Consider the following 23,044-nt stretch of genomic DNA (forward strand, 5'->3'; position numbering starts at 1 on the left):
GCGGAACCAGGCGTTTCGCAGCGGTATCGGCCGAGGGTGGGCATTGTGAGCGGCGACCCGACATTGGAGCGGATAGCCAGGGGCAACGGGCTGGCGCTGTGCGCGGCCGGCTCCTGGACGGCCCGCTTTGCGCCGGTGCTGGAACGAATGGTTGCCGATGCCGAGAAGCTCAGCGGCACCCGCCCGAACATCTTAATCGATGTCTCGCAGGTGTCGAAGCTCGACACGTTCGGCGCCTGGCTGATCGAGCGGCTGCGCCGCAGCCTGACCCAGGGCGGCATCGAGGCCCAGATCGCCGGGCTCTCGGCCAATTATTCCAGCCTTGTCGACGAGGTGCGGCGGGTGAAGGCCGAGCCGATCATCGAAACGGACCGGGTGACGATTACGGGGATACTGGACCAGATTGGCCGCGCCGTGGCCAGCATCGGCGGCACCTTGATCGGGCTGATAGATATGCTCGGCGCGGTGCTCGCCGCGGCCGCCCATGTCCTCATTCGTCCCCGTAATTTCCGCCTGACCTCGACCATCCATCACCTGGAGCAGGTATGCTGGCGCGCGGTGCCGATCGTGGTGCTGATCACGTTCCTGATCGGCTGCATCATCTCGCAGCAGGGCATTTTCCATTTCCGCAAGTTCGGCGCCGACATCTTCGTGGTCGACATGCTGGGCGTGCTCGTACTGCGCGAGATCGGCGTGCTCCTGGTTGCGATCATGGTAGCGGGCCGCTCGGGCTCGGCCTACACCGCCGAGCTCGGCTCGATGAAAATGCGGGAGGAGATCGACGCGCTGCGCACCATGGGCTTCGATCCGATCGAGGTTTTGATCCTGCCGCGGATGCTGGCGCTGGTGCTGGCATTGCCGATATTGGCGTTCCTTGGCGCGATGGCGGCGCTTTACGGCGGCGGGCTGGTGGCATGGCTCTATGGCGGCGTCGAGCCCGAGGCGTTCCTGCTGCGGCTGCGCGACGCTATCTCGATCGACCATTTCATCGTCGGCCTCATCAAGGCGCCGGTAATGGCGGCCGTCATCGGCATCGTTGCCTGCGTCGAGGGACTGGCCGTGCAGGGCAGCGCTGAATCGCTCGGGCAGCACACCACATCCTCGGTGGTGAAGGGAATCTTCTTCGTGATCGTGATGGATGGCGTGTTCGCCATCTTCTTCGCATCGATCGGAATGTGACCATGGTGGGTGAGATTTCCGACGCGATCATCCGGGTTCGCGACATCACCGTGCAGTTCGGCAAGACGCGCGTGCTCGACGGGCTGAACCTCGACGTCAAGCGCGGTGAAATTCTCGGATTTGTCGGCCCGTCGGGCGCCGGAAAATCGGTCCTGACGCGCACCATTATCGGTCTCGTGCCCAAGCTCAGTGGGCGCATCGAGGTGTTCGGCGTCGATCTCGATGCAGCGAGCGCCTCCGAGCGCCGCGGCGTCGAGCGCCGCTGGGGCATCCTATTTCAGCAAGGTGCGCTGTTTTCTTCGCTCACCGTGCGGCAGAACATCCAGTTTCCGGTGCGCGAATATCTCAACGTCTCGCAGCGGCTGCTCGACGAGATCATGGTGGCCAAGCTCGGCATGGTGGGCCTGCGGCCCGAAGTCGCCGACCGCTATCCGTCCGAACTGTCGGGCGGCATGATCAAGCGCGTGGCGTTGGCGCGCGCGCTCGCGCTCGACCCCGAGCTGGTGTTTTTGGACGAGCCGACCTCGGGGCTCGATCCAATCGGCGCCGGGGACTTCGACGAGCTGGTGCGCACCCTGCAGCGTACTTTGGGCCTGACGGTTTTCATGGTAACCCATGATCTCGACAGTCTTTATATGGCCTGCGATCGCATCGCGGTTTTAGGGAACGGTAAGATCATTGCCGCAGGATCGATTGCCGACATGCAGGCCTCACAGCATCCCTGGCTGAGGCAATATTTCCATGGCAAGCGCGCCCGCGCGGTCATGGGCTAGCGAGCATGATCACGAAGTGCGCACCGGTTTTTGATGAAATCATGTTCAAACAAGCGATAAACGACGGGTCTGGTCGGCGAAGCTGAACAGACCTTGATTCCGGAGTACCTTGAGTTATGGAAACGCGGGCGAATTACGTCCTGATCGGGGCCTTCACGCTGGCAGTGATTGCCGCCGCGTTCGGCTTTGTGCTGTGGTTTCAGAGCCTGCATACCACCAAGCAGCGCAGCCCCATCCGCATCGTGTTCGAAGGCCCGGCGTCCGGCCTCCGCAACGGCGGCAGCGTCAACTTTAATGGTATTAGGATAGGGGAAGTTGTATCGGTGAAGCTCGACAACCCGCGGCGCGTGGTCGCACTGGCGATGGTCGAGAACAACGCTCCGATCCGCAAGGACACCCTCGTCGGCCTCGAATTCCAGGGGCTGACCGGCGTAGCGGCGATCTCGCTGAAGGGCGGCGAGGAATCCGCCCCCGCCGTACCGCTCGACGAGGACGGCGTCCCGATGCTGACCGCCGACCCGAGCGCGCTGCAGGATGTCACGGAGTCGATCCGCGCCACACTGCAGAACGTCAACCGGTTGGTCGCCGACAATCAGGAGTCGGTGAAGAACTCGCTGCGAAACCTCGAGACCTTCACGGCTGCGCTCGCGCGCAACTCCGAGAAGATCGACAATGTCATGCTCAGGGTCGATGGCGTCATGGGCAAAGCCGACAGTCTCATGCTCGGGCTGAACACGATCGCTGGCGGTGCTGCCGGCGGCGAACTGAATATCATGGTGAAGTCGATCCGCGAACTGGCCGAGGATTTCGACAAGCGGTCGGGCGCGCTGATGGCCGATGGCCGCCGCACGCTCTCCGATATCAGCCGCGCCGTGAACAATTTCGATCGCAATCCGACCCGGGTGATTTTCGGCGGCGGCAGCAGCAACAGCCAGGCGGCGGCGCCGCCGCCGGCCGCAGCGCCGCCGGCGCGGGCGCCGAGTGGGCAGAAGCGGCAGTAACAAGGATCGCGCGACGTGCAGAGCGTTGGTGGGCGGCTACCGACGACACATGAGGCGATACGTGAGCTCGCCTCACGTGAAAATGCCGCGTCGCTTGAAATTCTTGCCGGCGTGGCTTTCGTCAACGATCAGTTCCTGCGGTGGACGGCCTTGGAAGTCATCGGATGCCACCCGCACGGGCGCAAGTTATGCACCGTCGTTTTGAATGCCCTGAGTGATCCATCAGAATACGTGGTGCGAACGGCTTGCCAGATCGTCGAAGAATGGGAGCTGCCGGAAGCCCACAGCCTCTTGATTCCCTTGTTGGCGGATGTGAAGGGAGCCACGCGACAAAGCGCGATCCGCGCACTGGGGGCCACATGGATTGATGCCGATTTTCGCTGGCCTTCAATACGTACAGCAGGGATTTAGATGCTGACGTTCGGAGGGAAGCCGCTTGGGTCTTGCGACGGCGGGTTAGTGATTCGAACTGGCGGACGCTTTTCGATGCATTTTCTGCGGACGAGCTTGCCCGACATCGGCAATGGGCCTGCGAGCTTGCCGAGCGTTTTTCGGGTCCGGAAATCTTGCCGGTGCTGTCGCGCCTGTCCTCGGACCCCGATGGTCACGTTCGAAAAGCGGCGACGCGCGCAATAGGAACGGTTTCAAGCCGATCATGAGAGCGTCGTCTTGGAGCCCGCGTCGGCCTTGTTACGCGATCAGCTCGCCGTCTTGAGCAAGGGACCCGCGCCGGCTTTCATATGATCGGCATACAGCTCAGCCCTGTGCGGGCGCCCGATCAAATAGCCCTGCATATCGTCGCAGCGCTCGCGCGTCAGGATCGAAAGCTGTTCGTTGGTTTCGACGCCTTCGGCAAGAACCGGGACGTTGAAGCCGTGAGCGAGCCCGATCACGGCGCGCACGATGGCCAGTGAGGGCGCACTGGACCCCAGCGACATGATAAAGGAACGGTCGATCTTGATCCGGTCGAGCGGAAACGCCTGCAGGTAGGACAATGATGAGTAGCCGGTGCCGAAATCGTCGAGCGCGATCATGACGCCAAGCGATTTGAGTGATTTCAGCGTCTGGCTCGCGCGCGAGATGTCCTCGATCAGGACACCTTCCGTGATCTCCAGCTCAAGCCGCGATGGCGGCAGGCCGCTCTCGCGCAACGCCCTGCGCACCTGGTGCTCGAGATTTTCGCGGCGAAACTGCGCGGCCGAGACGTTCACCGCAATGCGAATGGTTTCGTCCCATGCCGATGCCTGCCGGCAGGCTTCCATCAGAACCCATTCGTCGATCTTCGCAATCGAGCCGCTGTCCTCGGCGACCGGAATGAACTCGCCGGGCGCCACCAGGCCGCGCAGGGGATGCTGCCAGCGAACCAGCGCCTCAAATCCGGTTATCTTGCCATCGCGGTGACGCTGCGGCTGGTAGTCGAGGTATAGTTCGCCGTTGTCGACCGCGGAACGTAGATCGTGCTCAATGGCGCGACGTTCCCGCAACTGCCGGTCCATCGCGCTAGTAAATATGCGGGTGACCCCGCGTCCTTCGTGCTTGGCGCGATAGAGCGCTGCGTCCGCGTTGGCCAGCAGAGTTGCCGGTTTGTCGCCATCGCGCGGGTAGAGCGCCACGCCGATGCTGAGATCGATCTCCAGAGCGTGGCCGTCGATTTCGATCGGACGCCTGAAAGCTTCGCGCATTCTGGCCGCCAGCAGTTCTGCAGCTCCAGGCAAGGGTACCTGCTCCACAACCGCAATAAATTCGTCGCCGCCGACCCGCGCGACATAGGCCCCCTGGGCGGCCCGGCGCAGCCGGCGAGAGACTTCCTGTAACAGGGCGTCGCCCATCGAATGGCCAAAGAGGTCGTTGACCTCTTTGAAATGGTCCAGATCGATGCAAAGCACGGCAAAGCTGCCGCCGGATTCTCCCGAATGTTGCATCAGTGCGGAAAGGCGGGCGTCGAACGCGGCGCGATTGGGCAGGTCGGTCAGGAGATCGTGCGACGCCAGATATCTGACCCTCTGTTCGGCGCGGTTGCGCTCCGTTACGTCGAACGCCACCGAAACCATCCCAGCCCTGCCCTGATACGACAGTGGTCGCGATTCAATAACGACCTCGATGAGGCTGCCGCCGCAGGTCTTGTGGATGACAGGTTCCTGCGACGTGCGGGCCGGCTCCGTCGGAGCGCAGCCGTCGGCGCTGAGGTCGTGTTCCGACATCGAGAGCAGTTCTTCGCGGGAATAGCCGTAATGGCTGCACATCGCGGCATTGACCGCCAACAGCCGTCGCGTGTCCGCTTCCGCCACCCACATCGGCAGCGGGTTCTCCTCAAACAGCAGCCGGAACGAAGCCTCGCTGCGTTTGAGGTCGGTAATATCGACACGGATCCCGATGCTGCCGCCGTCCGCTGTCCGTCGTTCCTCGATCCGGCTCCATCTGTCGCCTGGCAATTGTTGCTCGTGGGAGCTTTGCGGCAAGGCGTGACGGTCCATGCGCTCCCTGACCCATTCCTCCTCCCGTCCGACAGCGTCGGCATATTGGTGATGCGTCAGACCGGCACGAAGAATGTCTTCGAAGCGGGCGCCCTGAACGATGGCCGCCGCATTGGATGCGTAGAGCTTGGGGTACTGCCGGTTCCACAGAACCAGTCGATCGTCCTTGTCGAATATCGCCAATCCCTCTGGCACGACGTCCAGCGCTTCCGTCAAATAGGTATGCGCGGCGCGGGCTCGCTCTCCCTCTTCGGCAAGTCTGGCCTGAGCTTCGATTAGCCGGACGAAATTGCCAAAATTGGTGTTGATCATCCGGACGAACAGAACCAGCAGCAGGCCGAGGTTCATACCGATGCAAACCAGCAGTGGCTCGCCGGCAGCCAGCAGCCGCACTGCCAACGGCAGTCCCGCAATCAGCAACGTCAGGCGCGACGCAGCCGGAAAAATGCCAAGACAATAGGCAGCGCCGATGCAGCCCATGAAAATGAGAAGCGAGATCGGCGCACGAAGCGAGGGGTCCACGACTTCGATCAGCGCCAATGTCCAGATCAGAAATCCGATGGGCAATGCGGTGGAAAGAATCCGCATCCGGGCCAGAAACCGATAGGCCTGCTCCGGCGTGAGCTCGACCCCGCGCATCCTGATCCACTGGATCATTCTGATAACGCTGACGGTCAGAAGCGCACCCGGCAGCGCAAATCTCAGCCATCCATTGACGGAGGAGGGCAGAACGAAGCCGACGCTGATGCTGTCCAGCAGCAGCACGGCATAGAGAATCGGAACCTGGTTGGTGAGGATGCGGAACTGTTCGCTCACGAGCGCGCGGCCGTGCGGCGTCGAGCAATCGCCGACGGCGAACAGGCTTCGCGCACTGGAAATCAAGTTCATGCCACCTCGTCCCGACACGGGTCGGGAAGCTAAGCCGCAATCAAGAATCTCTCGTAAATACTCTTGGTAGCAATGAACTTAATCGATGCGGAATCGTGCGCTGTTTCGCGAGATGCACGTCGGAATCCGGCAAATCTTCAGCTCGCGCTGCGGATAGCACCGTGCTTCTACGGAGACGCGTTTTGCGGATCAGATTGCGCGGATGCGGCAGCGGGGCGCGCACACTGCAAGTTTGCGAGGACGCTCCACCCGTGCTCAAAAAGAAAACGGAGGCATCACTGCCTCCGCTTCGCGTTCTGCAATCGGTCTGGGCCTTACCCCAGCCGTCCCGCTGCGTGAGCGAGCAGAGTGTAGACCAGCCCGGTCTCCGAGGTGAGGTGGCCGCGCAGCGCCTGCGGTCCGCGATCCTCGCGTGCAACTTCGTCCAGGAGCCGTTCGAACTCGGCGATATAGCGATCGACCGTCTGCTTGAAGCTGCGGTCGGCGCGATACTTGCGGGCGACTTCATCGAATGCCTTCTGGCCGGCCGGCGTGTAGAGGCGTTTGCTGAACGCCTTGCTCTCGCCGCGCTGGTAGCGATCCCACATTTCGGCGGCGAGATTGCGATCCATCAGCCGGCCGATGTCGAGCGACAGCGACTCCAGCGGATTGACCGGGGCCTGCGGCGCGCGGCCACGGGGAGCCTCGCGTCCCGTACCTGCGTCGGTGCGGTGGAGCAGGTCGGACAGCCATCCGTCGCGCCCGGGGTCTTGGCTCACCGGACTGACCGGTGGGGCTTCGGCGCGGCGCGTGGCCGGCATGCCGAGATCCGGCGGCGGCAACGTCGATGCGCTGCCGGCATCGCGCATCCGCACTTCGTTGCGGCCGCCGGCGGCTGCTGCCATCACGGGCTCTTCCTGGCGTTGCACGCTGGCGCGGCCGGAAGTCACGACGTCTAGGCCGCGGCCGTGATGCGCGACAATCCGGTTGAGCTCGGCAAGCGCCTCGATCTGGTCGACGATCACCTTGCGCATCTGCGCGGTGTTGTCGGCGGCCTCCTGGGGCATCTCGAGCACGCCGCGGCGCAGCTCGTTGCGCGTCGCCTCGAGCTCCTGATGCATTTCGGCGGCCATCTGCTTCATGGACTGCACCATCGCGGCGAACTTTTCAGTCGATTGCTTGAACATCGCATCGGTCTCATGCGTGCTCTGCTGGTACAGATCGTTCATGGCGTCGAGGGTCTGCTGCCGCTCGTTCTCGGCCGCAGCGCGCACTGCTTCGAACTGGCGGCTGATCGCAGCCGATCCCGCGCCTGCGGTTTCCGCCACGACGCGCGCGATATCGCGGGCGCGTTCTTCCGCCGCGGCGAGCGATTCGTCGAGCAGGCCGGTGAAGCGCGACAGCCGCTGGTCGAGGTCGGTGGTGCGCAGGTCGATGGTGGTTACCAGCGATTCAAGCTGCGACTTGCGGTCGGCGACCGACGTCGAGGTCGAGCGGTTGGCCTGTTCGACCACGCTGGCTGCTTCAACCAGCTCCTTGCCGTGTTTCTCGAACTCGCTCGACAGCGCGCCGAGATCCTCCAGCGCCTTCGTCGTCTTGGAGTTGAACACGGTCAACTGGTCTTCCAGCGTCTGCGTCGCGACGCCGTTGCGCGCGGTGACGTCGTTCATCGCGGATACGAAGTCGGCCACACGGGTTACCAGCGCGCGTTCCAGCGAGTTGAGATTGTCGTGGGCGCCGGTCAGCACTTCCTGCAGCAGGATGTTGCCTTCGCGCAGTCGCTCGAACAGCGCCACCGTGTCGGTGCGCAGAATCTTGCTGGTCTCCTGCATTTCGGTGACGGCGGCGATCGATACCTGGCGCGACTGGTCGATGGCCGAGCGTGACGCCTGCTCGAGGTCTTTCAGCGACTTGGCCACCGCGCCGGTGGCGAGGTCGCCTGCGGTGGTAATCGTGCGCGCGACTTCCGAACCGTGCGTCGACATCGATTGCGAGAATGCTTGGCCGCGCGTCTCGATTGATTTCAGGGCGTCGCCGGTGACGCGATCGATGTCTGTCGTCAGTTGCGTGGTCCTGGCGCTGAGCGCCTCAACCAGCGAACCGCGGCGGCTGTCGACGATCTGCGCCAGCCGGTCGGTCTGCTGCTGGACGTAGGTGACGATTTCGTCGGTCTTGCCGGTCATCGTCGAGCCGAAATTGCTGCTCGCGGCGAGCACCGAACGCTCGATATCGGCCGAGGTCGATTTGAGCTTGGAGCTGACCTCGTTCGTTGCCGCGACCAGCACGCTCTGCGCGTTCTGCGCGGTGGTCTGGATGGTATCGGTCGTGCTGGCGGTGACGCTGCCGAGTGAACGCTCCATGTCGGCGGCGATCGCCTTGATCTGGTTGGCGGCCTCGGCAGAGGTCGCAGCGAACGAGTTCTGGGCCTCGCGCGCTGTGCCGAGGATGGAGGCCGCGGTGTCGGTGCCGACGGCAGTCAGCGTGCGTTCGACGTCGATCGCCAGCGACTTGACGTGGTTGGCGGCTTCCGTGGACGCCGTGATCAACGTGTTCTGGGCTTCGCGGGCGCCCGTCGTGATCGACTCGGCGGTGGCATTGCCGGCCATCGAGAGCGAACGCTCCATGTCGGCGGCGAGCGCCTTGACCTGGGTCGATGCCTCGGCGGAGGCGTTCATCAGGGTATTCTGGGCCTCGCGGGCGCCTGCCGTGATCGCTTCGGCGGTCGCCGTTCCGGCGATCGACAGCGAACGCTGTACGTCGGCCGCGAGCGACTTGACCTGATTGGCGGCCTCGGTGGAGGCGGCAACCAGCGTGCTCTGTGCTTCACGGGCACCTGCGGTGACGGCCTCGGCGGTTGCCGTGCCGGCGACCGACAGCGAGCGCTCGACGTCCGCCGCAAGCGACTTGACCTGATTGGCGGCCTCAGTAGAGGCGGCGACCAGCGTGTTCTGTGCTTCACGGGCACCTGCGGTGACGGCCTCGGCGGTGGCATTGCCGGCCATCGAGAGCGAACGCTCGACGTCGATGGCAAGCGACTTGACGTGGCTTGCGGCCTCAGTGGACGCGGTCACCAGCGTGGTCTGCGCCTCGCGCGCGCCGGCGAGAACCGATGCGGCCGTGGCATCGCCGGCGGCCGAGAGGGTGCGCTCGACGTCGGCGGCGAGAGATTTGATTTGGGCGGCGGCATCGGAGGACGCGGACACCAGCGTGGTCTGGGCATCTTTGGCGCTGGTCAGGATCGAATTGGCCGCGCCGGTGCCCACGGCGGTGAGGGCGGCTTCGACCTCGGCCGAGGTCAGCTTGAGCTGCGCGCCGACATCGGAGGAAACCGTCAGCAGCGCCTGCTGCGCGCTGCGTGCGCCGGTCTGGATGGTCTCGGAGGTATTGACCACGAGGTTGGTCAGAGAACGTTCGGCGTCCTCGACATGCGACTTGATGCCGGAGGACAGCATTTCGGCGCGCGACATCAGGTCTTCGCTGGCCTGGCGGCCGCTGCTTTCGATCCGGCCGGCCACGGCCTCGATGCGCGAACCGAGCAGATCCTCGAACTGCGCCACGCGGGTGTCGATGTCGCTGGCGATGGCGCCGACCCGAGTCTCGACGCCATTGGCAATGTCGCCGACGCGGGTTTCGATGCCCTGATGAATTTCCTGGAACCGCGCCTGGATGGTGTCGGTCAAATGGGCGCTGCGGCCGTCAAGGGTCTCGGTGACGTTGGCAATGCGATGGTCGACGGCGGCAATCGCCTGTGCGGTGCCCTCGGTCAGCGAGGAGGTGAGCAGGGTGAGCCGCTGGTCGATCGACTGGATCGCCTGCGCCGCGCCATCGGTCAACGAGGTTGCCAGCGTGCCGAGCCGGCCATCGATGGTTTCAGTGACGGATTTGGCGCGGGTGTCGAAGGTCGTTTCCAGCGATTTCAGCCGGCCGTCGATGGTCTCGTCGAACGACTTGATCTTGTTGTCGAGTGAAGCGTCGAGGTTGTTGACCCGGGTGCCGAGCTGGGTTTCGAACTGCAGCAGCCGCTGATCGAGGGAAGCGGTGATCTCGCCGCTGTTCGAGACCAGGCGGGTATCGAAGGTGTCGACATAGTTCTTCAGGTTGTCTGATATCTCCTGGGTCCGCTGGCCCATGCGCTCAACGATCTCGCCGCCGAAGGTTTTGACGGTGCGGTCGAATTCGGAGATATGCCGCGTGATCAGCGCGCCCAGCGTGCCGCTGTCGCGGGCGAACTTTTCCGCAAGCTCCGAGCCCTGGTTCTTCACCAGCTCGTCGAAGGCGCTCATCTGCAGGGCGAGGCTGTCGTGCGCGTTCTCGGTCTGGCTGATCACCTTGGCGACCAGCGTGTTCACGGTCACGTCCAGCGCGTCACTGGCCTTGTCGCCGGAGGTGAGAATGCGGCTCGCCAGCCGGTTGCCGGCTTCGTCGATCTTGCCGACGAGATCACCTGAGCGCAGCTCGAGTTCGAGCAAGAGCGAGTCGGAGGAATTCTTCAGGGAGTCGTGGACCTGCTCGGTGCGGTCCGAGATGCCGTCGACGATGGTCGAGGAACGCTGCTCGAATTCGCTGGTGATGCGGTCGAGGCGCTCGTTCAGCATCTCGTGGACGCGATCGGCCAAATCGACGAACTCGTCATGGACGTGCCCAGTCTTGAAGTTGAGGCTGGTGGTCAGCCGCTCGGAAGCGTCGAGCACTGCACGCGTGGTCTCGGCGCTGGCCTCTTCCAGACGATCGAGCAAGTCGCCGCCGCGCTCGCCGAGCGCGAGGATCATGTTATCGCCGGCATGGCTCAACGCGCTCGTGATGTGCTGGCCGCGCTCTTCCAGTGCGCCGGTGATGCTCTTTGCGACCTCGTCGACCCGTGAGGCGATCGCGTCCGAGATCAGCGCGATGTCGTGGCGCAAGTCGATCTGAACGCCGGAGATGGCACTGCGAACCTGCTCGGCCTGACCGACCAGATTGTCGCGCTGATGGGCGATGTCCTGCAGCAGCGCGCGAATGCGCACTTCGTTGTCGCTATAGGCGCGCTCCAGCGCTGCGACTTCATTGGCGACCAGCGTTTCGAGCTCGCCGGCGCGCGCGATCGCGCGCTCGACGCCGTCGCCCATCGCGGCGACTTCGCGGCGGATTGCCTGACCGACAGTCACCATCGAATCGGCGGCGGCCCCCTCGGGTTCGGAGAAGCGGATCGCGACCTGCGCCATCGACTGCGCGATCATCCGCATTTCCTGGCCGCGCCAGGCAAGGCTGGCAAGGAAGTAGAACAAGAGCACCGGCGCAAAGAACAGCGCCGCAAGCCCGGCGAGCACCAGCACGCCGCCACTCTGTCCGATCGCCGCCTGCAGCGAGGGCAGGAAGCTGACGGTCAGAAGGGCGCAGCCGAGCACCCAGACGCCGCCAAACACGGTGGCAAGTGTGTAGACGCTGCGGGTAGGATGGTTCTTCTGGATCGCCTGCAGGATCTGTCCAATGGTTTCGCGATCGTCATTGGCGGCGCGGCGGGGGCTGCGCGGCTCGTCGATCGGATCAAACGCCGGCCGCTCGGCGCCTGCGCGCGTGTCGAACTGCGTTTCTGAATAGGGCGGCGCGGCGGAGGGCATGATCGGCGGCGTGAGCTCACCGCCAATCGAATTTCGGCTGGGGTCGACGGTGGTATCGCTGATGTTGAGCGCTTCCTGAATGGCGGAGAGCGCGACTTCAGTGGGATCTTTGACCTTCTTGGGATTGTTCGCCATCAGTCCGAGCCCTCTTAACTTTTACGCGCCCAGCCGTTCTTGCAAAGACCCCGCAAGCTCGAAGCTGGATTCATAATCCCCCGCGGACCGCAAGCGTGCCCGCCGGCAGCTTGTCCGCACACGTCCGCAAACATCCTATTGGTTGAGCGATACGAATGAAATGGCCGCGATTAAGACATTCTTAATCATCGTTAACAGCTTTGTTCCTTAAAGCCTTACGGATACACAAATTTTTGGAACCGAATCTTGAATCGAGGCGGATTGTCGGCGAAAACAAGGCAAAGTTGCGGCGTATTCCGAGAACGTTCCGTTAACTGCTGTCGTGATTGGCTGACCAAAATGCCCCTCTGGGAATCGACGCGGCGGGGCGATCCGGGTCTTGCCATGCCGCTTCATCTCGAACGGGTAGAATGGATGCCATCGCCACCGCTGGCTCCCGGCGACGGGCCGATTGATTTCGAACATCTCGACCGCATGACGTTCGGCGATGCTGGCCTCGAGCGGGAGGTATTGACGATGTTCTCGGCCCAATCGGCGAGGCTGGTGCATAGGCTCGCCGCCATGCCTGCGGATACCGGCGCGCTGGCGCACACGCTCAAGGGCTCGGCCCGTGCGATCGGCGCTTTTGCGGTCGCCGATGCCGCAGCCCGGCTGGAGGCGGCAATCGCTGGTGGCTCCGACGCATCAGCGCCGCTCGCCGAACTTGATGAGGCGGTTGCACAGGCGCAGGCAGCGATCGAAGCGATTCTGCATCGTTCCTGAGCGGAAGGCGGTTCGGATCGGCCAAAATCCCGGTAAAATGCTGCCTCAGGTTTTCGGCCCGACCGCTGGCGCTGCGTGGATCGACCCGTTATAGGACTGCCGGGACTCCTTCCTATTCCGGCAGCACGAGCGATCATGGCCAAAATCCACTTTATCGACCACACGGGCGAAAAACGAACCATTGAAGTCGAGAACGGCGCGACCGTGATGGAAGCCGCGATCCGCAACGCCATTCCAGGCATCGAAGCCGAATGCGGTGGAGCCTGCGCCTGCGCAACCTGTCACGTCTATGTCGACGAGGCCTGGCGCGAGAAGGTCGGCGCTCCGTCCCCGATGGAAGAAGACATGCTGGATTTCGGCTTCGACGTGCGGCCCAACTCGCGCCTGTCGTGCCAGATCAAGGTGAACGACGACCTCGACGGCCTCGTGGTGTCGACGCCGGAACGGCAGGCCTGAACTCCGGAAGACGTTCAGTGCTATCAGGCGTTCGCGGTTTCTGCGAGATGGTGGCCGACCGCATATAGCGCGCAATCGGGCACGTACTCCGCGTAGGCTCCATCGGAATACGCAGGTCCTCGCGGTAGAACGGCTCGGCAGCGACAGGGCTGCACGCGATGCCGACGATCAGGGGCCGCCAACATCGCCGCGCGCATCATGTCGCCTTTGCTCCGCGGCGAATCCAGCGCTGAAAATTGGCCAGAATCTCCGGCGTCAATGGCGTTGGCTTGCGCGTGGCTTCGTCCAGCAGCACCGACACTGATTGCGCCGAGGCAACGCATTTGCCTTCGGAGAAAACCACCTGATCGAAGGTGACCGAAGTTCGTCCGAACTTGACAACGCCCAGTCCCATTTGAATCCTACCAGGCCAGCGCAATTCGGAGCGGAAATGCATGTCGAGCCGGACCATGATCCAGGTGACGCCGTCCGGCATCAGCCCGTAGCTGCGGTCCTTCATCAGCGTGACGCGGCCGGTTTCGAAATAGGTCGCGTAGACTGCGTTATTGACATGCTGGTTGGGGTCGAGGTCGGCAAATCTCACATTGTCCGACAAGCGGTACGGAAAATCTTCCAGACGCGGGGTCGCGTCGGGACGCAAGTGGGCGTTCACAGGGCCATCTCCGAAAGTCTCGTTTCCTTACAGCCCACTTGTCGAGTGACGGCAAGGGGTTGCCGCGGCCAGGAGTGCGATATTTGGCTTTCCTGTTGCCGCTGCCTTGGCTAGACAGATGCGGCATTTCGCCAGGTTCAACCGAAAAGAAGCTGATATGAGCGAAGCGATCAAAACCGATGTGCTGATTATCGGCGCGGGTCCGTGCGGCCTGTTCGCCGTCTTCGAATTGGGCCTGTTGGACATGAAGGTGCATCTGGTCGACATCCTCGACAAGATCGGCGGCCAGTGTGCCGAACTCTACCCGGAGAAACCGATCTACGACATTCCCGGCATTCCCTTCGTCACCGGGCAGGGCCTCACCGACGCGCTGTTGGAGCAGATCAAACCGTTCGGTCCGACCTTCCATCTCAACGAGATGGTGGAGACGATCGAGAAGGTCGGCGATCCGCTGTTTCGCGTGACCACGGATGCCGGCAAGGTGTTCGAGTGCAAGGTGGTGGTGATTTCCGCGGGCGGCGGTTCGTTCCAGCCGAAGCGTCCTCCGGTGCCGGGCATCGAGACCTATGAAGGCACCTCGGTGTTTTATGCCGTACGCAAGATGGAGCAGTTCCGCGAGAAGAGTATCCTGATCGTCGGCGGCGGCGATTCCGCGCTCGACTGGACGCTCAATTTGCATCCGATCGCGAAGCGCGTGACGCTTTTGCACCGGCGCGACGATTTCCGCGCCGCGCCGCACAGCGTCGAGCAGATGCGTGCGCTGGTCGCGAGCGGCAAGATGGATCTGAAGATCGGTCAGGTGACGTCGCTCGAAGGCGAGGGCGGCAAGCTGTCGGCGGCGATGATGAAGGGCAGCGACAACGCGGTCTCGAAGATCGAGTGCGATACAATGCTGCCGTTCTTCGGGCTGACGATGAAGCTCGGCCCGGTTGCGAATTGGGGCGTCGCGCTCGAGAACAATCTGGTTCCGGTCGACACCGCGGCATTCGAAACCAATGTTCCCGCCATTTTCGCGATCGGCGACATCAACACCTATCCCGGCAAGCTCAAGTTGATCCTGTCCGGATTCCATGAGGGCGCGCTGATGGCGCAGAAGGCGCACCGCTATGTCTATCCGGACAAGCGGCTGGTGTTCCAGTACACCACCTCGTCATCGAGCCTGCAGAAGAAGCTCGGGGTCAACTGATTCCCAAAAAAATGACAGTTGGGCTCGCGGAGCTTTATCGGGCTCGCGGCGATCGTTGCTGGAACCGTCCGCGAAATGGCCTTAGTCTGGGGCCATTCCTTTAGCGAATTGATCAGGTGATGACGATGCGCAAGCTGGCTGGATTTCAACTGATACTCCCGATCGTGATCGGGCTCGCGTTGGCTGGTGAACTCGCCGCGCAGCCGGCGGAACCTTCTGCAGCCGGGCTGTGGGAGAAGGTCGAGAAGGGCAAGCCGGTCGGGTGGTTTCTCGTCGTAGACCGCAATGGCGCCTTCGAGGGCGTGTTCGCCAAGCTCTTTTCCGAACCCGGCGATGCTCCCAATCCGACTTGCTCGAAATGCACTGACGATCGCAAGGATGCGCCGTGGCTCGGGCTCTCGTTCATCCGGGACATGAAGCGCGACGGATTGAAATACGAGAACGGCAACGTGCTCGATCCGCGCGATGGCAAGATCTACAAAGCCAAGATGACGCTCAGTCCCGATGGGCAGACGTTGACGATGCGCGGCTATCTCGGCATTTCGCTGCTAGGCAGGGATGAGGTCTGGACCCGCCTGCCTGATACGGCGCTGGCGCAGGTCGATCCCGCGATCATCGCAAAATATTTGCCGGCGCAGGCCGCTGCGATGAAGCAACCCGCCGGTGCGGCAAAGGCCCCCGCAGCGCCCAAGAAGACCACTGCGCCGGCACCGGTTCCTGCACCTGCGCGCTAGAGCCTTTTCGGTTCTGATTGAATCAGAACCGGGCTCTAGATCTTGTTTTGACGCGTTTTCTTGACGCGAACCGGTGTCCACTTCGCTTGAAAACGCTCTAATTCAATCCGGTTCTGCCTGGTGGGCGCGGCACATCCGGCAAAACCGGTATCGGCTGCATTGGCTGCGACGTGACTTCAGGCACCGCCGCATCGAGCTGCAGCACGGCGGCGGCGGCCGGCACGGCGGCATCCGCCATCGCGGCGTGGCCCTCGGCGCTCGGATGCACCGCGCCGCCATAGACCGCGGACAAGACCCCCCATGTCGCATCATGGATATCGGATGGCTGCTGCGATGCCGGCAGGCCTTGCGGGTAGGTCATCGCCGCGAAGTAGCTGTCGTTGGCGTCGCGGATCCAGCGCGCGCGCGGCAGATAGGCGCGGTACTCACCGGCGCTGCGGCCGCACAGCATCGGCTGGCTGGCGGCCGTGACGATATCCGGATCGAAGCTGTCGCCGGTCGCCGAGAAACACTGCCGGTCGAATTCGGGATCGTTTTCGGCGCGTGCGCAGAAGCCGTGGTTGGCGAAGCTGGCTTGATGGCTGTCAACGAAGGTCATGCGGTCGGCGCGGGGATTGCGGCACAGGATGCCGCCCTCACAGAGCGCCAGTGCCCGCAACTGCGGCAGGAATTCGCTTTCGACGAAGTTCGATACCGCCGCCAGCCGCTGCGGTTGGGCGTTGAAGGAAGGATGGATATCGAAGCCGGCGCGTCCGCCGGGGCAGGGCGCGCCGCCATTCGACAACGTCGGATTGGCGTAGGCGGTGTAGACCACCCGCGACAGGTCACCGCCAAGCAGCGGCTTCAGCGCCTCGCGCAGCTTGGCAAAGCCCTGCGGTAGGTCCCGCGTCATCGCGCTACGTGCGTCGTCTACCGAGGCCATCACGCCGCTGCGCCGAAACAGTGCGCGTTCGGTTGCTGTGTCCACGATGACATCGGCGACGAGGCCGGAAAAATAGATGTCGTTGGCGCCGATTGATAGCAGCACCAAGTCGAGCTGGCGGTCCGACTGGCGGCGTTTCGCGGCGGCGAGAGCTTCACGCAGCTCGGCCAGTTGCCCGTTGACGGTACCCTGGCACGCACCGCCCGATTTCGACGGCAGGCAGTCGCGGGCGCGCTGCGAGCCGAACAGCCCGTCGGCAATGGTGGCGCCCGTGCAGGCCAGCGGCAGGTAGGTCACCGCGATATGCGGATATCGCACGGCGAGCGCCAGTGCGGTTCGCGTCTGATAGCTGTAGAGCGAACGGTGGCAGGCGGGGTTAAACCAGAGCGCACTCTGCCGCTGCCAGACGGCGAGGGAATCGGGCGCCTCGCAGGCCCGTCCGCCTTTATATCCCGCGCGGCTCGGCCGGTAATATTGCGAGGCCGCTGTGCCGAGATAGGAGCGGAAGCAGAAGCCTTCATCGGCGAGCGCAATTGGGCGGTCTGGATTTCCCTCGCCGGACGCGATGCTGTCGCCGAGACCCGCTATGAAGATGTCGCGTACCGCGATCTCGGTGAAAGCGCGCTGAGTGCCCTCCGAGCTGGATATGTCGGCGGTCACGACCGTGGTGCGGCCGTAGCGGACGCGGAGATTGACTGGTTCGGCGCAGTCGAAAGTGGAAGTTTGCGGGCCGTCGCCGTCGTCGACCGTCCAGGCGCAGGTCGCGCCGACCGGCACCGGGCCCGTCAGTCGGATCACGACCGGATGATCGATCGGTGTCAGATAGCTTTCTTTGACGTTGTCGCGCGTGCAGGGCTCGCTGACGCGGCCGGCGAGATCGATGCAGAGCCGGTTCACGGTATTGCGTGCCCAGCCGCGGCCGTCGCTCTGGATCGCCAGCACCTGCTCTGAAGCCAGCACGCTGCGGCCGCGTCCGCTTTCGGCATGCAGCAGGAAATCCCGCTCCTCGCGGAACAGGCGGAAGCGGTTGCGTACTTCCCAAGAAATCTGCAGCGGCCCGTAGCCCCCGGCGGTCTGGGCTTCCGCCGCGGACGTGATTATTCCAATCAGCACGCCGGCAAGCAGCGCGACCGACATCATCGAACGTGAGAGAATTCCAGCCATGGCGTCGTTTGACGTTAGCGGTAAGGCAGAAATAAGAGAATGAGGCAGCTCTGCCTCAAAAGACCAGACGGTGCAGATAACGACGCCGTTACCGGCCTCGGGAATGCCGGCCCTCGACCGGTTGCCGCACCCGGGCCTTGGCGGTGCACGCTTCGCCGAGCCGACGGCGGTCCAGCCAAGGCTGCACCACGCTGAGCCAGAGTTCGCGCGTGCCCATGATCCAAATCGAGATGCCGAAGGGAATCAGGAAGTACAGGATCCGGAATACCACCAGCGTCGCCAGTAATTGTTCCTTGCCGAACTGCGGCAGCGCCACCAGCATCGCGGCATCGAATACCCCGATGCTACCGGGTGCATGGCTGGCAAAACCGAGCAGCGTTGCCAGGATGAATACCACCGCCAACGAAATGAAATCGATGTGCGGCGCGATCGGCATCAGCAAATACATCGCCAGCGCGCAGAAGCCGAGATCGACGACGCCGATTAGGACTTGCAGCAACGTCAGCCTCGCCGAGGGCAGCACCACTTTCCAGCCGTTCTGGCCGAGTTCGCGGCGCCCTTCGCCCAAGAGCAGCCAGATGAAATAAACGGCGATGCCGGCAAGGCAGCCGATCGCGATCAGCCGGTTCATTGCCGGCGGCAGCAGGTCCATCGCCGACGCCGCCTCAGGATGCCAGGCCATGCCGATGCCGAGCACAAACAGATTGCCGAGCCAGAAGGTCAGGCCGGAGAGGAAGCAGATCTTGGCGACATCGATCGCAGTCAGGCCGTAGTCAGAATAGATCCGAAACCGGATCGCGCCGCCGGTGAAGACGGTGGCGCCGACGTTGTGACCGATGGTGTAGCTGGTGAAGCTCGACATCGCCGCGATGCGGTAGGGGACGTGCGTCTTGCCAATCGTTCGCAATGCGAAGAAATCATAGAAGGTCAGCGTGAAGAACGCGCCTACTACGCACAGTGCCGCCAGCGCGATCCGATGCGGGGCGATTTCGGTCAGGGCCGTCAAAACAACCCCAGTGTCGACGCCCTTCAGGGTGCGAACCAGATGGGTGATCGCAAGAATGATGATGAGAAGACTCGCAGCGATCCCCAGCCGTTTCCAGCCGATCTTCTCCTTGAAGCCACGCCTGAGCGCGGTCAGCAGCCGATGCATTCATCCTCCCGGCGGGCGCAATACGTAAAGATGGGCCTGTCACGACGGGTGACAGTCGACGGTCAGAGGCACCGTGCGCGAAACCCATAAGCCAAAACCGGGCCGTTGTGCAGCCCTTGACAAGCATGCCTTTTGGCGTCGTTCGTCGCCTTTGTCATACGCCATACATATGTCGCCGCGTTAACGATTTTGAGTCGCAACGAGGTCCGTTCCGCGGGCTCTTTTTGCCGCGCCGTTCCGTCCGTTCCATCGCGGCGTTTTCGCGGCCTTCAGGAACGTCCTTTTCGCGAGCAAGTTAGCCTCCAATCAACATCGAACATGAAGCGCGCGCCCCGGCCAGCATGAGGCCTGCGCCAGCGTGTTCCCAAACGAAGGAGAACCGCAATGGGACTGTTCACCAAAGACATCAAGACGATGAACGACCTGTTCATCCACCAATTGCAGGATATCTACTATGCCGAGAAGCAACTCGTGAAAGCACTGCCAAAAATGGCCGAAAAAGCCACTGACAAGCAGCTCAAACAGGGCTTCTTGGGCCATCTAGATGAAACCAAGACGCATGTGCAGCGTCTCGAAGAGATATTCCGCATGCACGGCGCCGAGGTGAAGGCGGTCGATTGCCCAGCGATCGACGGCATCATCGAGGAAGCCGACGATGTCGCGGGCGAGATTGAGGACAAGGACGTGTTGGACGCGGCCCTCATCAACGCCGCCCAGGCTGCCGAGCACTATGAAATCACCCGTTACGGCAGCCTGATTGCCTGGGCGCGGCAACTCGGCCGCAGCGATTGCGCCAGCATCCTGCAGAAGACGCTCGACGAGGAAAAGATAGTCGACCAGAAGCTCACCTCGCTGGCGGAAGGCAAGGTCAACCTGCGAGCCGCAAGCTGATTAGTCGCGCCATTGAGGCAAAACGCCGCGCGGGCGAGTAGCTCGCGCGGCGTTTCCGCGCCGGCATGCCTGGCATGCCAAAAAGCGTTTGTTTACCATCCGCGTAACCGCGCCGCGGCGGTTACGCCAAATATACGAATAGGACTGCTGTTACAGGCCTTCGGGGGTCTGTATGTATCGCGTCCTAACTTGCCTCACTTCCGAGCATGACTGGCGCCTGGTCGTGCTTGCCGGTGCCATTTGCTGGCTCGCCAGCGCAGTCGCCATCAGCCTGTTTCATCGTGCCCGGGCCTCGCGCGGCCGTACGCGCGCGATCTGGATCGGCCTCGACGCAGCGGTCGGCGGCTGCGGAATCTGGGCCACCCATTTCGTCGCGATGCTGGCCTACGATCCCGGCGCCGGAGCCGGATACAGCATTCCCGTTACGCTGTTGTCGCTGGTCTTCGCCATAGGCATCGTCGCCGTCGGTCTGTGCATTGCGCTGTCGAGCGCACGGTGGCCGGTGGTTGCGATTGGCGGCGCCGTGATTGGCGCCGGCGTCGCAGCGATGCACTACACCGGCATGGCGGCACTCGAGCTTCCGGCGTTCATTGTGTGGTCGCCCGGCATCGTTGTGGCCTCGATCGTGTTTGGCAGCGTGTTTGCGGCCATGGCGCTTCTTGTTGCCGCGCGTAGCGACAATCCCGCCCATACCGTGGGCGCCACAGGGCTGCTGACGGTTGCCATCGTTTCGCATCATTTCACGGCGATGGGCGCCGTCACGCTGATTCCCGACCCGACCCTCGGGACCGACGGGCTGTCGATTTCTCCGACCGCGCTTTCCTTCCTGACGGCGGTGGCAGCGTTCGCCATCCTCGGGCTATCGCTGCTGGCGGCCATGATCGACCGCCGCGCCAAGGGCGAGCTGCATCAGCAAAAAGTCCTGCTCGATACCGCGCTCGACAACATGTCGCAGGGACTTTGCATGTTCGATGCGGATGGTCGCATCCTGCTCAATAACCAACGCTACGCCGAAATGATGGACCGGACCGCCATGACTCTCCAGGGTCGTTTGCTGCTCGATGTCCTTCGGCAGCAGAAGGCGCTTGATCGATGGGATGGCGATCCCGATCAGTTCGTCGCCAACGTGATCGCTGCTGCCAAGGCCGGCAACAGCGTGACCAGAACGGTGAGCCGCAACGGACGTTCGCTCCGCGTCGTCGACCAGCCGATGAAGGGCGGCGGATGGGTCGCGACCTTCGAGGACATCACCGAATGGCAGGCTGCCCAGGAACAGATTTCCCACATGGCGCGCCATGACGCGCTGACCAATCTGCCGAACCGGACGTTGTTCCGCGAGCAACTCGAGAAGGCGTTGCGGCTCGCCAAGCGCAGCGATCAGCTTGCGGTGCTCTGTCTCGACCTCGACCACTTCAAGGATATCAACGATTCGCTCGGCCATCCGGTCGGCGATGCGCTCTTGAAAGAAGTCGCCCGCCGTCTCGGCGAATGCATCACCGAGAACGACACAGTGGCGAGGCTGGGTGGGGACGAGTTCGTGATCGTGCAGTTCTGCAATGATTGCGACCCGTCCGCCGTTGCCCTGCTCGCCAGCCACGTGGTCGAGAAGGTTTCGGCGCCCTACGAAATCGCTGGTCACCAGCTCGTCATCGGGGTCAGCATCGGCATTTCGCTGGCGCCGGAGGACGGCAAGAATCCCGATGAACTCCTCAAAAAGGCCGACCTCGCACTCTATCGCGCCAAGGAGGACGGCCGCGGCACCTACCGCTTCTTTGAGACCGGAATGGACGCCCGCGCGCAGGCAAGGCGGCTCTTGGAGCTCGACTTACGCGCGGCGCTGCAGCGCGGGGAATTCGAAGTTTACTACCAGCCGATCCGCGATATAGCCAAAGACGTCGTCGTTGGCTTCGAAGCCCTGGTGCGGTGGAATCACTCGCTGCGCGGCATGATCTCTCCGGCCAACTTCATTCCGCTGGCGGAGGAAACCGGCCTGATCGTGCCGATCGGCGACTGGGTGTTGCGTCGAGCCTGCATCGACGCGGCCCAGTGGTCGCAGGATGTCGGCGTCGCCGTCAATCTGTCGCCGGTGCAGTTCAAGAATCCCAGTCTGGTATCGACGGTGAAGGAGGCGCTGAAAGCCTCGGGTCTTCCGGCGCACCGGCTCGAGCTCGAGATCACGGAATCGGTGCTGCTGCAGAACAGCGAGGCGACGCTTTCGGTTCTGCACGAGCTTCGCGCCTTTGGCGTCCGGATTTCGCTCGACGACTTCGGAACCGGATATTCATCCCTGAGTTACCTGCGTAGCTTTCCGTTCGACAAGATCAAGATCGATCGCTCTTTCGTCACCGAACTGGCGACGCGCGATGATTCAATGGCGATCGTCCGCGCGGTGACCGGCCTCGGCAAGAGCCTGGGTATCGTCACCACGGCTGAAGGCGTCGAGACCGACGCGCAGTTCGACCTTTTGCGCCAGGAGGGCTGCACGCAGGCGCAAGGCTATCTGTTCAGTCCGCCGCGTCCCGCTTCCCAGGTGGAAACGATGCTGTCGAAGCCAAGGGCGCGGGTCGTCGCTTAGTTTCTCAAGTCTTGTTTCTTTAAGCCTTGCGCAACGCGAAATGCGCGCCGCAGAATGCCATCACGGCGCCGAGGCATAAGGCCGCAAGGCCGGCGAGCACGCCAGATACGGTCGGGACCGGGCTCGGCGCGGAGGCGGCTTGTCCGGCGCCGGCAAGGATCAGCACACCGACTGCGATCAGGAACTGTCGCATCCGCTGCGGAATTTGGCCCGCGGCCGCGCTGTGCATGAGGTTGGCGGTAAAATAGCCGCCGGAAAAGCCCACGGTCGCGATCAGCCACCACGCGATTGCCGCGCCCGCGGGCATGAATTCGCTTGTATCTGTTCGCCACAAGCCGCCGAGATCGAGCCCGTAGCCTGCGCCCAGCATGTGCACGGCCAACGCCAGCAGCACTCCGGAAACGATCGCGCCGGCCAGGATCAGGCGACGCGGAAAATAAGTCGTATCGGCCATGGCCCGCTTGTAAGGTAAAGCCGGCTCGCCGCGCAACTGGCAGCGCTCACGCCACAACGGGATTTTGAA

17 protein-coding genes are annotated in these 23,044 nt (G+C 63.1%); 11 read left to right on the top strand and 6 right to left on the bottom strand.

The annotated features are described in order from the left end of the window. Positions 1-45: 45 nt before the first annotated feature. The 5 genes from RX328_RS18985 (at position 46) to RX328_RS43765 (ending at position 3,612) form a co-directional block, all read left to right on the top strand. A complete protein-coding gene (locus RX328_RS18985) occupies positions 46-1,179 on the top strand; it encodes an ABC transporter permease (protein ID WP_213246253.1) in 1,134 nt (377 codons plus the stop codon). Between the two features lie 2 nt (positions 1,180-1,181). Next, complete coding sequence (locus RX328_RS18990; protein WP_213246251.1) at positions 1,182-1,952, top strand: ABC transporter ATP-binding protein; 771 nt, start codon at positions 1,182-1,184, stop codon at positions 1,950-1,952. A 116-nt stretch (positions 1,953-2,068) separates the two neighbouring features. Then, on the top strand, positions 2,069-2,953 hold the full coding sequence (locus RX328_RS18995; RefSeq protein ID WP_213246249.1) for an MlaD family protein: 885 nt from the start codon (positions 2,069-2,071) through the stop codon (positions 2,951-2,953). A gap of 15 nt (positions 2,954-2,968) precedes the next feature. After that, positions 2,969-3,364 carry a HEAT repeat domain-containing protein gene (locus RX328_RS19000; protein WP_213246247.1) on the top strand — a complete coding sequence of 132 codons (396 nt, stop codon included), beginning with the start codon at positions 2,969-2,971 and terminating at the stop codon, positions 3,362-3,364. Positions 3,365-3,396: 32 nt separating this feature from the next. Beyond that, positions 3,397-3,612 (top strand): HEAT repeat domain-containing protein, encoded by a 216-nt coding sequence (locus tag RX328_RS43765; RefSeq protein WP_409410715.1) that lies wholly within the window; start codon positions 3,397-3,399, stop codon positions 3,610-3,612. 39 nt (positions 3,613-3,651) lie between these two features. On the opposite strand, the gene RX328_RS19005 is transcribed toward RX328_RS43765, so the two are convergent. Together RX328_RS19005 and RX328_RS19010 are read right to left on the bottom strand one after the other, a co-directional pair. Beyond that, positions 3,652-6,315: a putative bifunctional diguanylate cyclase/phosphodiesterase gene (locus RX328_RS19005; RefSeq protein WP_213246245.1), complete on the bottom strand. Its 2,664-nt coding sequence runs from the start codon at positions 6,313-6,315 to the stop codon at positions 3,652-3,654. A gap of 314 nt (positions 6,316-6,629) precedes the next feature. Further along, a complete protein-coding gene (locus RX328_RS19010) occupies positions 6,630-12,026 on the bottom strand; it encodes a hypothetical protein (protein ID WP_213246243.1) in 5,397 nt (1,798 codons plus the stop codon). Positions 12,027-12,410: 384 nt separating this feature from the next. Here RX328_RS19010 and RX328_RS19015 point away from each other — a divergent pair, with 384 nt between their 5' ends. Next, a complete protein-coding gene (locus RX328_RS19015; RefSeq protein WP_213246354.1) occupies positions 12,411-12,788 on the top strand; it encodes an Hpt domain-containing protein in 378 nt (125 codons plus the stop codon). A 135-nt stretch (positions 12,789-12,923) separates the two neighbouring features. Beyond that, positions 12,924-13,244 (top strand): 2Fe-2S iron-sulfur cluster-binding protein, encoded by a 321-nt coding sequence (locus tag RX328_RS19020; RefSeq protein ID WP_213246241.1) that lies wholly within the window; start codon positions 12,924-12,926, stop codon positions 13,242-13,244. A gap of 196 nt (positions 13,245-13,440) precedes the next feature. On the opposite strand, the gene RX328_RS19025 is transcribed toward RX328_RS19020, so the two are convergent. Beyond that, positions 13,441-13,896 carry an acyl-CoA thioesterase gene (locus RX328_RS19025; RefSeq protein WP_213246239.1) on the bottom strand — a complete coding sequence of 152 codons (456 nt, stop codon included), beginning with the start codon at positions 13,894-13,896 and terminating at the stop codon, positions 13,441-13,443. Between the two features lie 157 nt (positions 13,897-14,053). Between RX328_RS19025 and RX328_RS19030 the strand changes: the two genes are divergently transcribed. Both RX328_RS19030 and RX328_RS19035 read left to right on the top strand, forming a co-directional pair. Continuing rightward, positions 14,054-15,082 carry an NAD(P)/FAD-dependent oxidoreductase gene (locus RX328_RS19030; protein ID WP_213246237.1) on the top strand — a complete coding sequence of 343 codons (1,029 nt, stop codon included), beginning with the start codon at positions 14,054-14,056 and terminating at the stop codon, positions 15,080-15,082. A gap of 125 nt (positions 15,083-15,207) precedes the next feature. Further along, entirely contained in the window at positions 15,208-15,816 is a 609-nt protein-coding gene (locus RX328_RS19035; RefSeq protein ID WP_213246352.1) for a DUF2147 domain-containing protein, read from the top strand. A 97-nt stretch (positions 15,817-15,913) separates the two neighbouring features. On the opposite strand, the gene RX328_RS19040 is transcribed toward RX328_RS19035, so the two are convergent. Further along, entirely contained in the window at positions 15,914-17,878 is a 1,965-nt protein-coding gene (locus RX328_RS19040) for a hypothetical protein (protein WP_409410719.1), read from the bottom strand. Positions 17,879-17,990: 112 nt separating this feature from the next. Beyond that, positions 17,991-19,055 carry a YbhN family protein gene (locus tag RX328_RS19045; RefSeq protein WP_213246235.1) on the bottom strand — a complete coding sequence of 355 codons (1,065 nt, stop codon included), beginning with the start codon at positions 19,053-19,055 and terminating at the stop codon, positions 17,991-17,993. Positions 19,056-19,439: 384 nt separating this feature from the next. On the opposite strand from RX328_RS19045, the gene RX328_RS19050 reads away from it, so the two are divergent. Together RX328_RS19050 and RX328_RS19055 are read left to right on the top strand one after the other, a co-directional pair. Then, positions 19,440-19,946, top strand: coding sequence for a ferritin-like domain-containing protein (locus tag RX328_RS19050; RefSeq protein WP_213246234.1), 507 nt, complete (start codon positions 19,440-19,442; stop codon positions 19,944-19,946). 172 nt (positions 19,947-20,118) lie between these two features. Further along, positions 20,119-22,521, top strand: coding sequence for an EAL domain-containing protein (locus RX328_RS19055; RefSeq protein ID WP_213246233.1), 2,403 nt, complete (start codon positions 20,119-20,121; stop codon positions 22,519-22,521). Between the two features lie 19 nt (positions 22,522-22,540). On the opposite strand, the gene RX328_RS19060 is transcribed toward RX328_RS19055, so the two are convergent. Further along, on the bottom strand, positions 22,541-22,975 hold the full coding sequence (locus RX328_RS19060; RefSeq protein ID WP_213246350.1) for a hypothetical protein: 435 nt from the start codon (positions 22,973-22,975) through the stop codon (positions 22,541-22,543). Between the last annotated feature and the right edge of the window lie 69 nt (positions 22,976-23,044).

It is taken from the genome of Bradyrhizobium sp. sBnM-33, assembly GCF_032917945.1.
Lineage (GTDB): Bacteria > Pseudomonadota > Alphaproteobacteria > Rhizobiales > Xanthobacteraceae > Bradyrhizobium.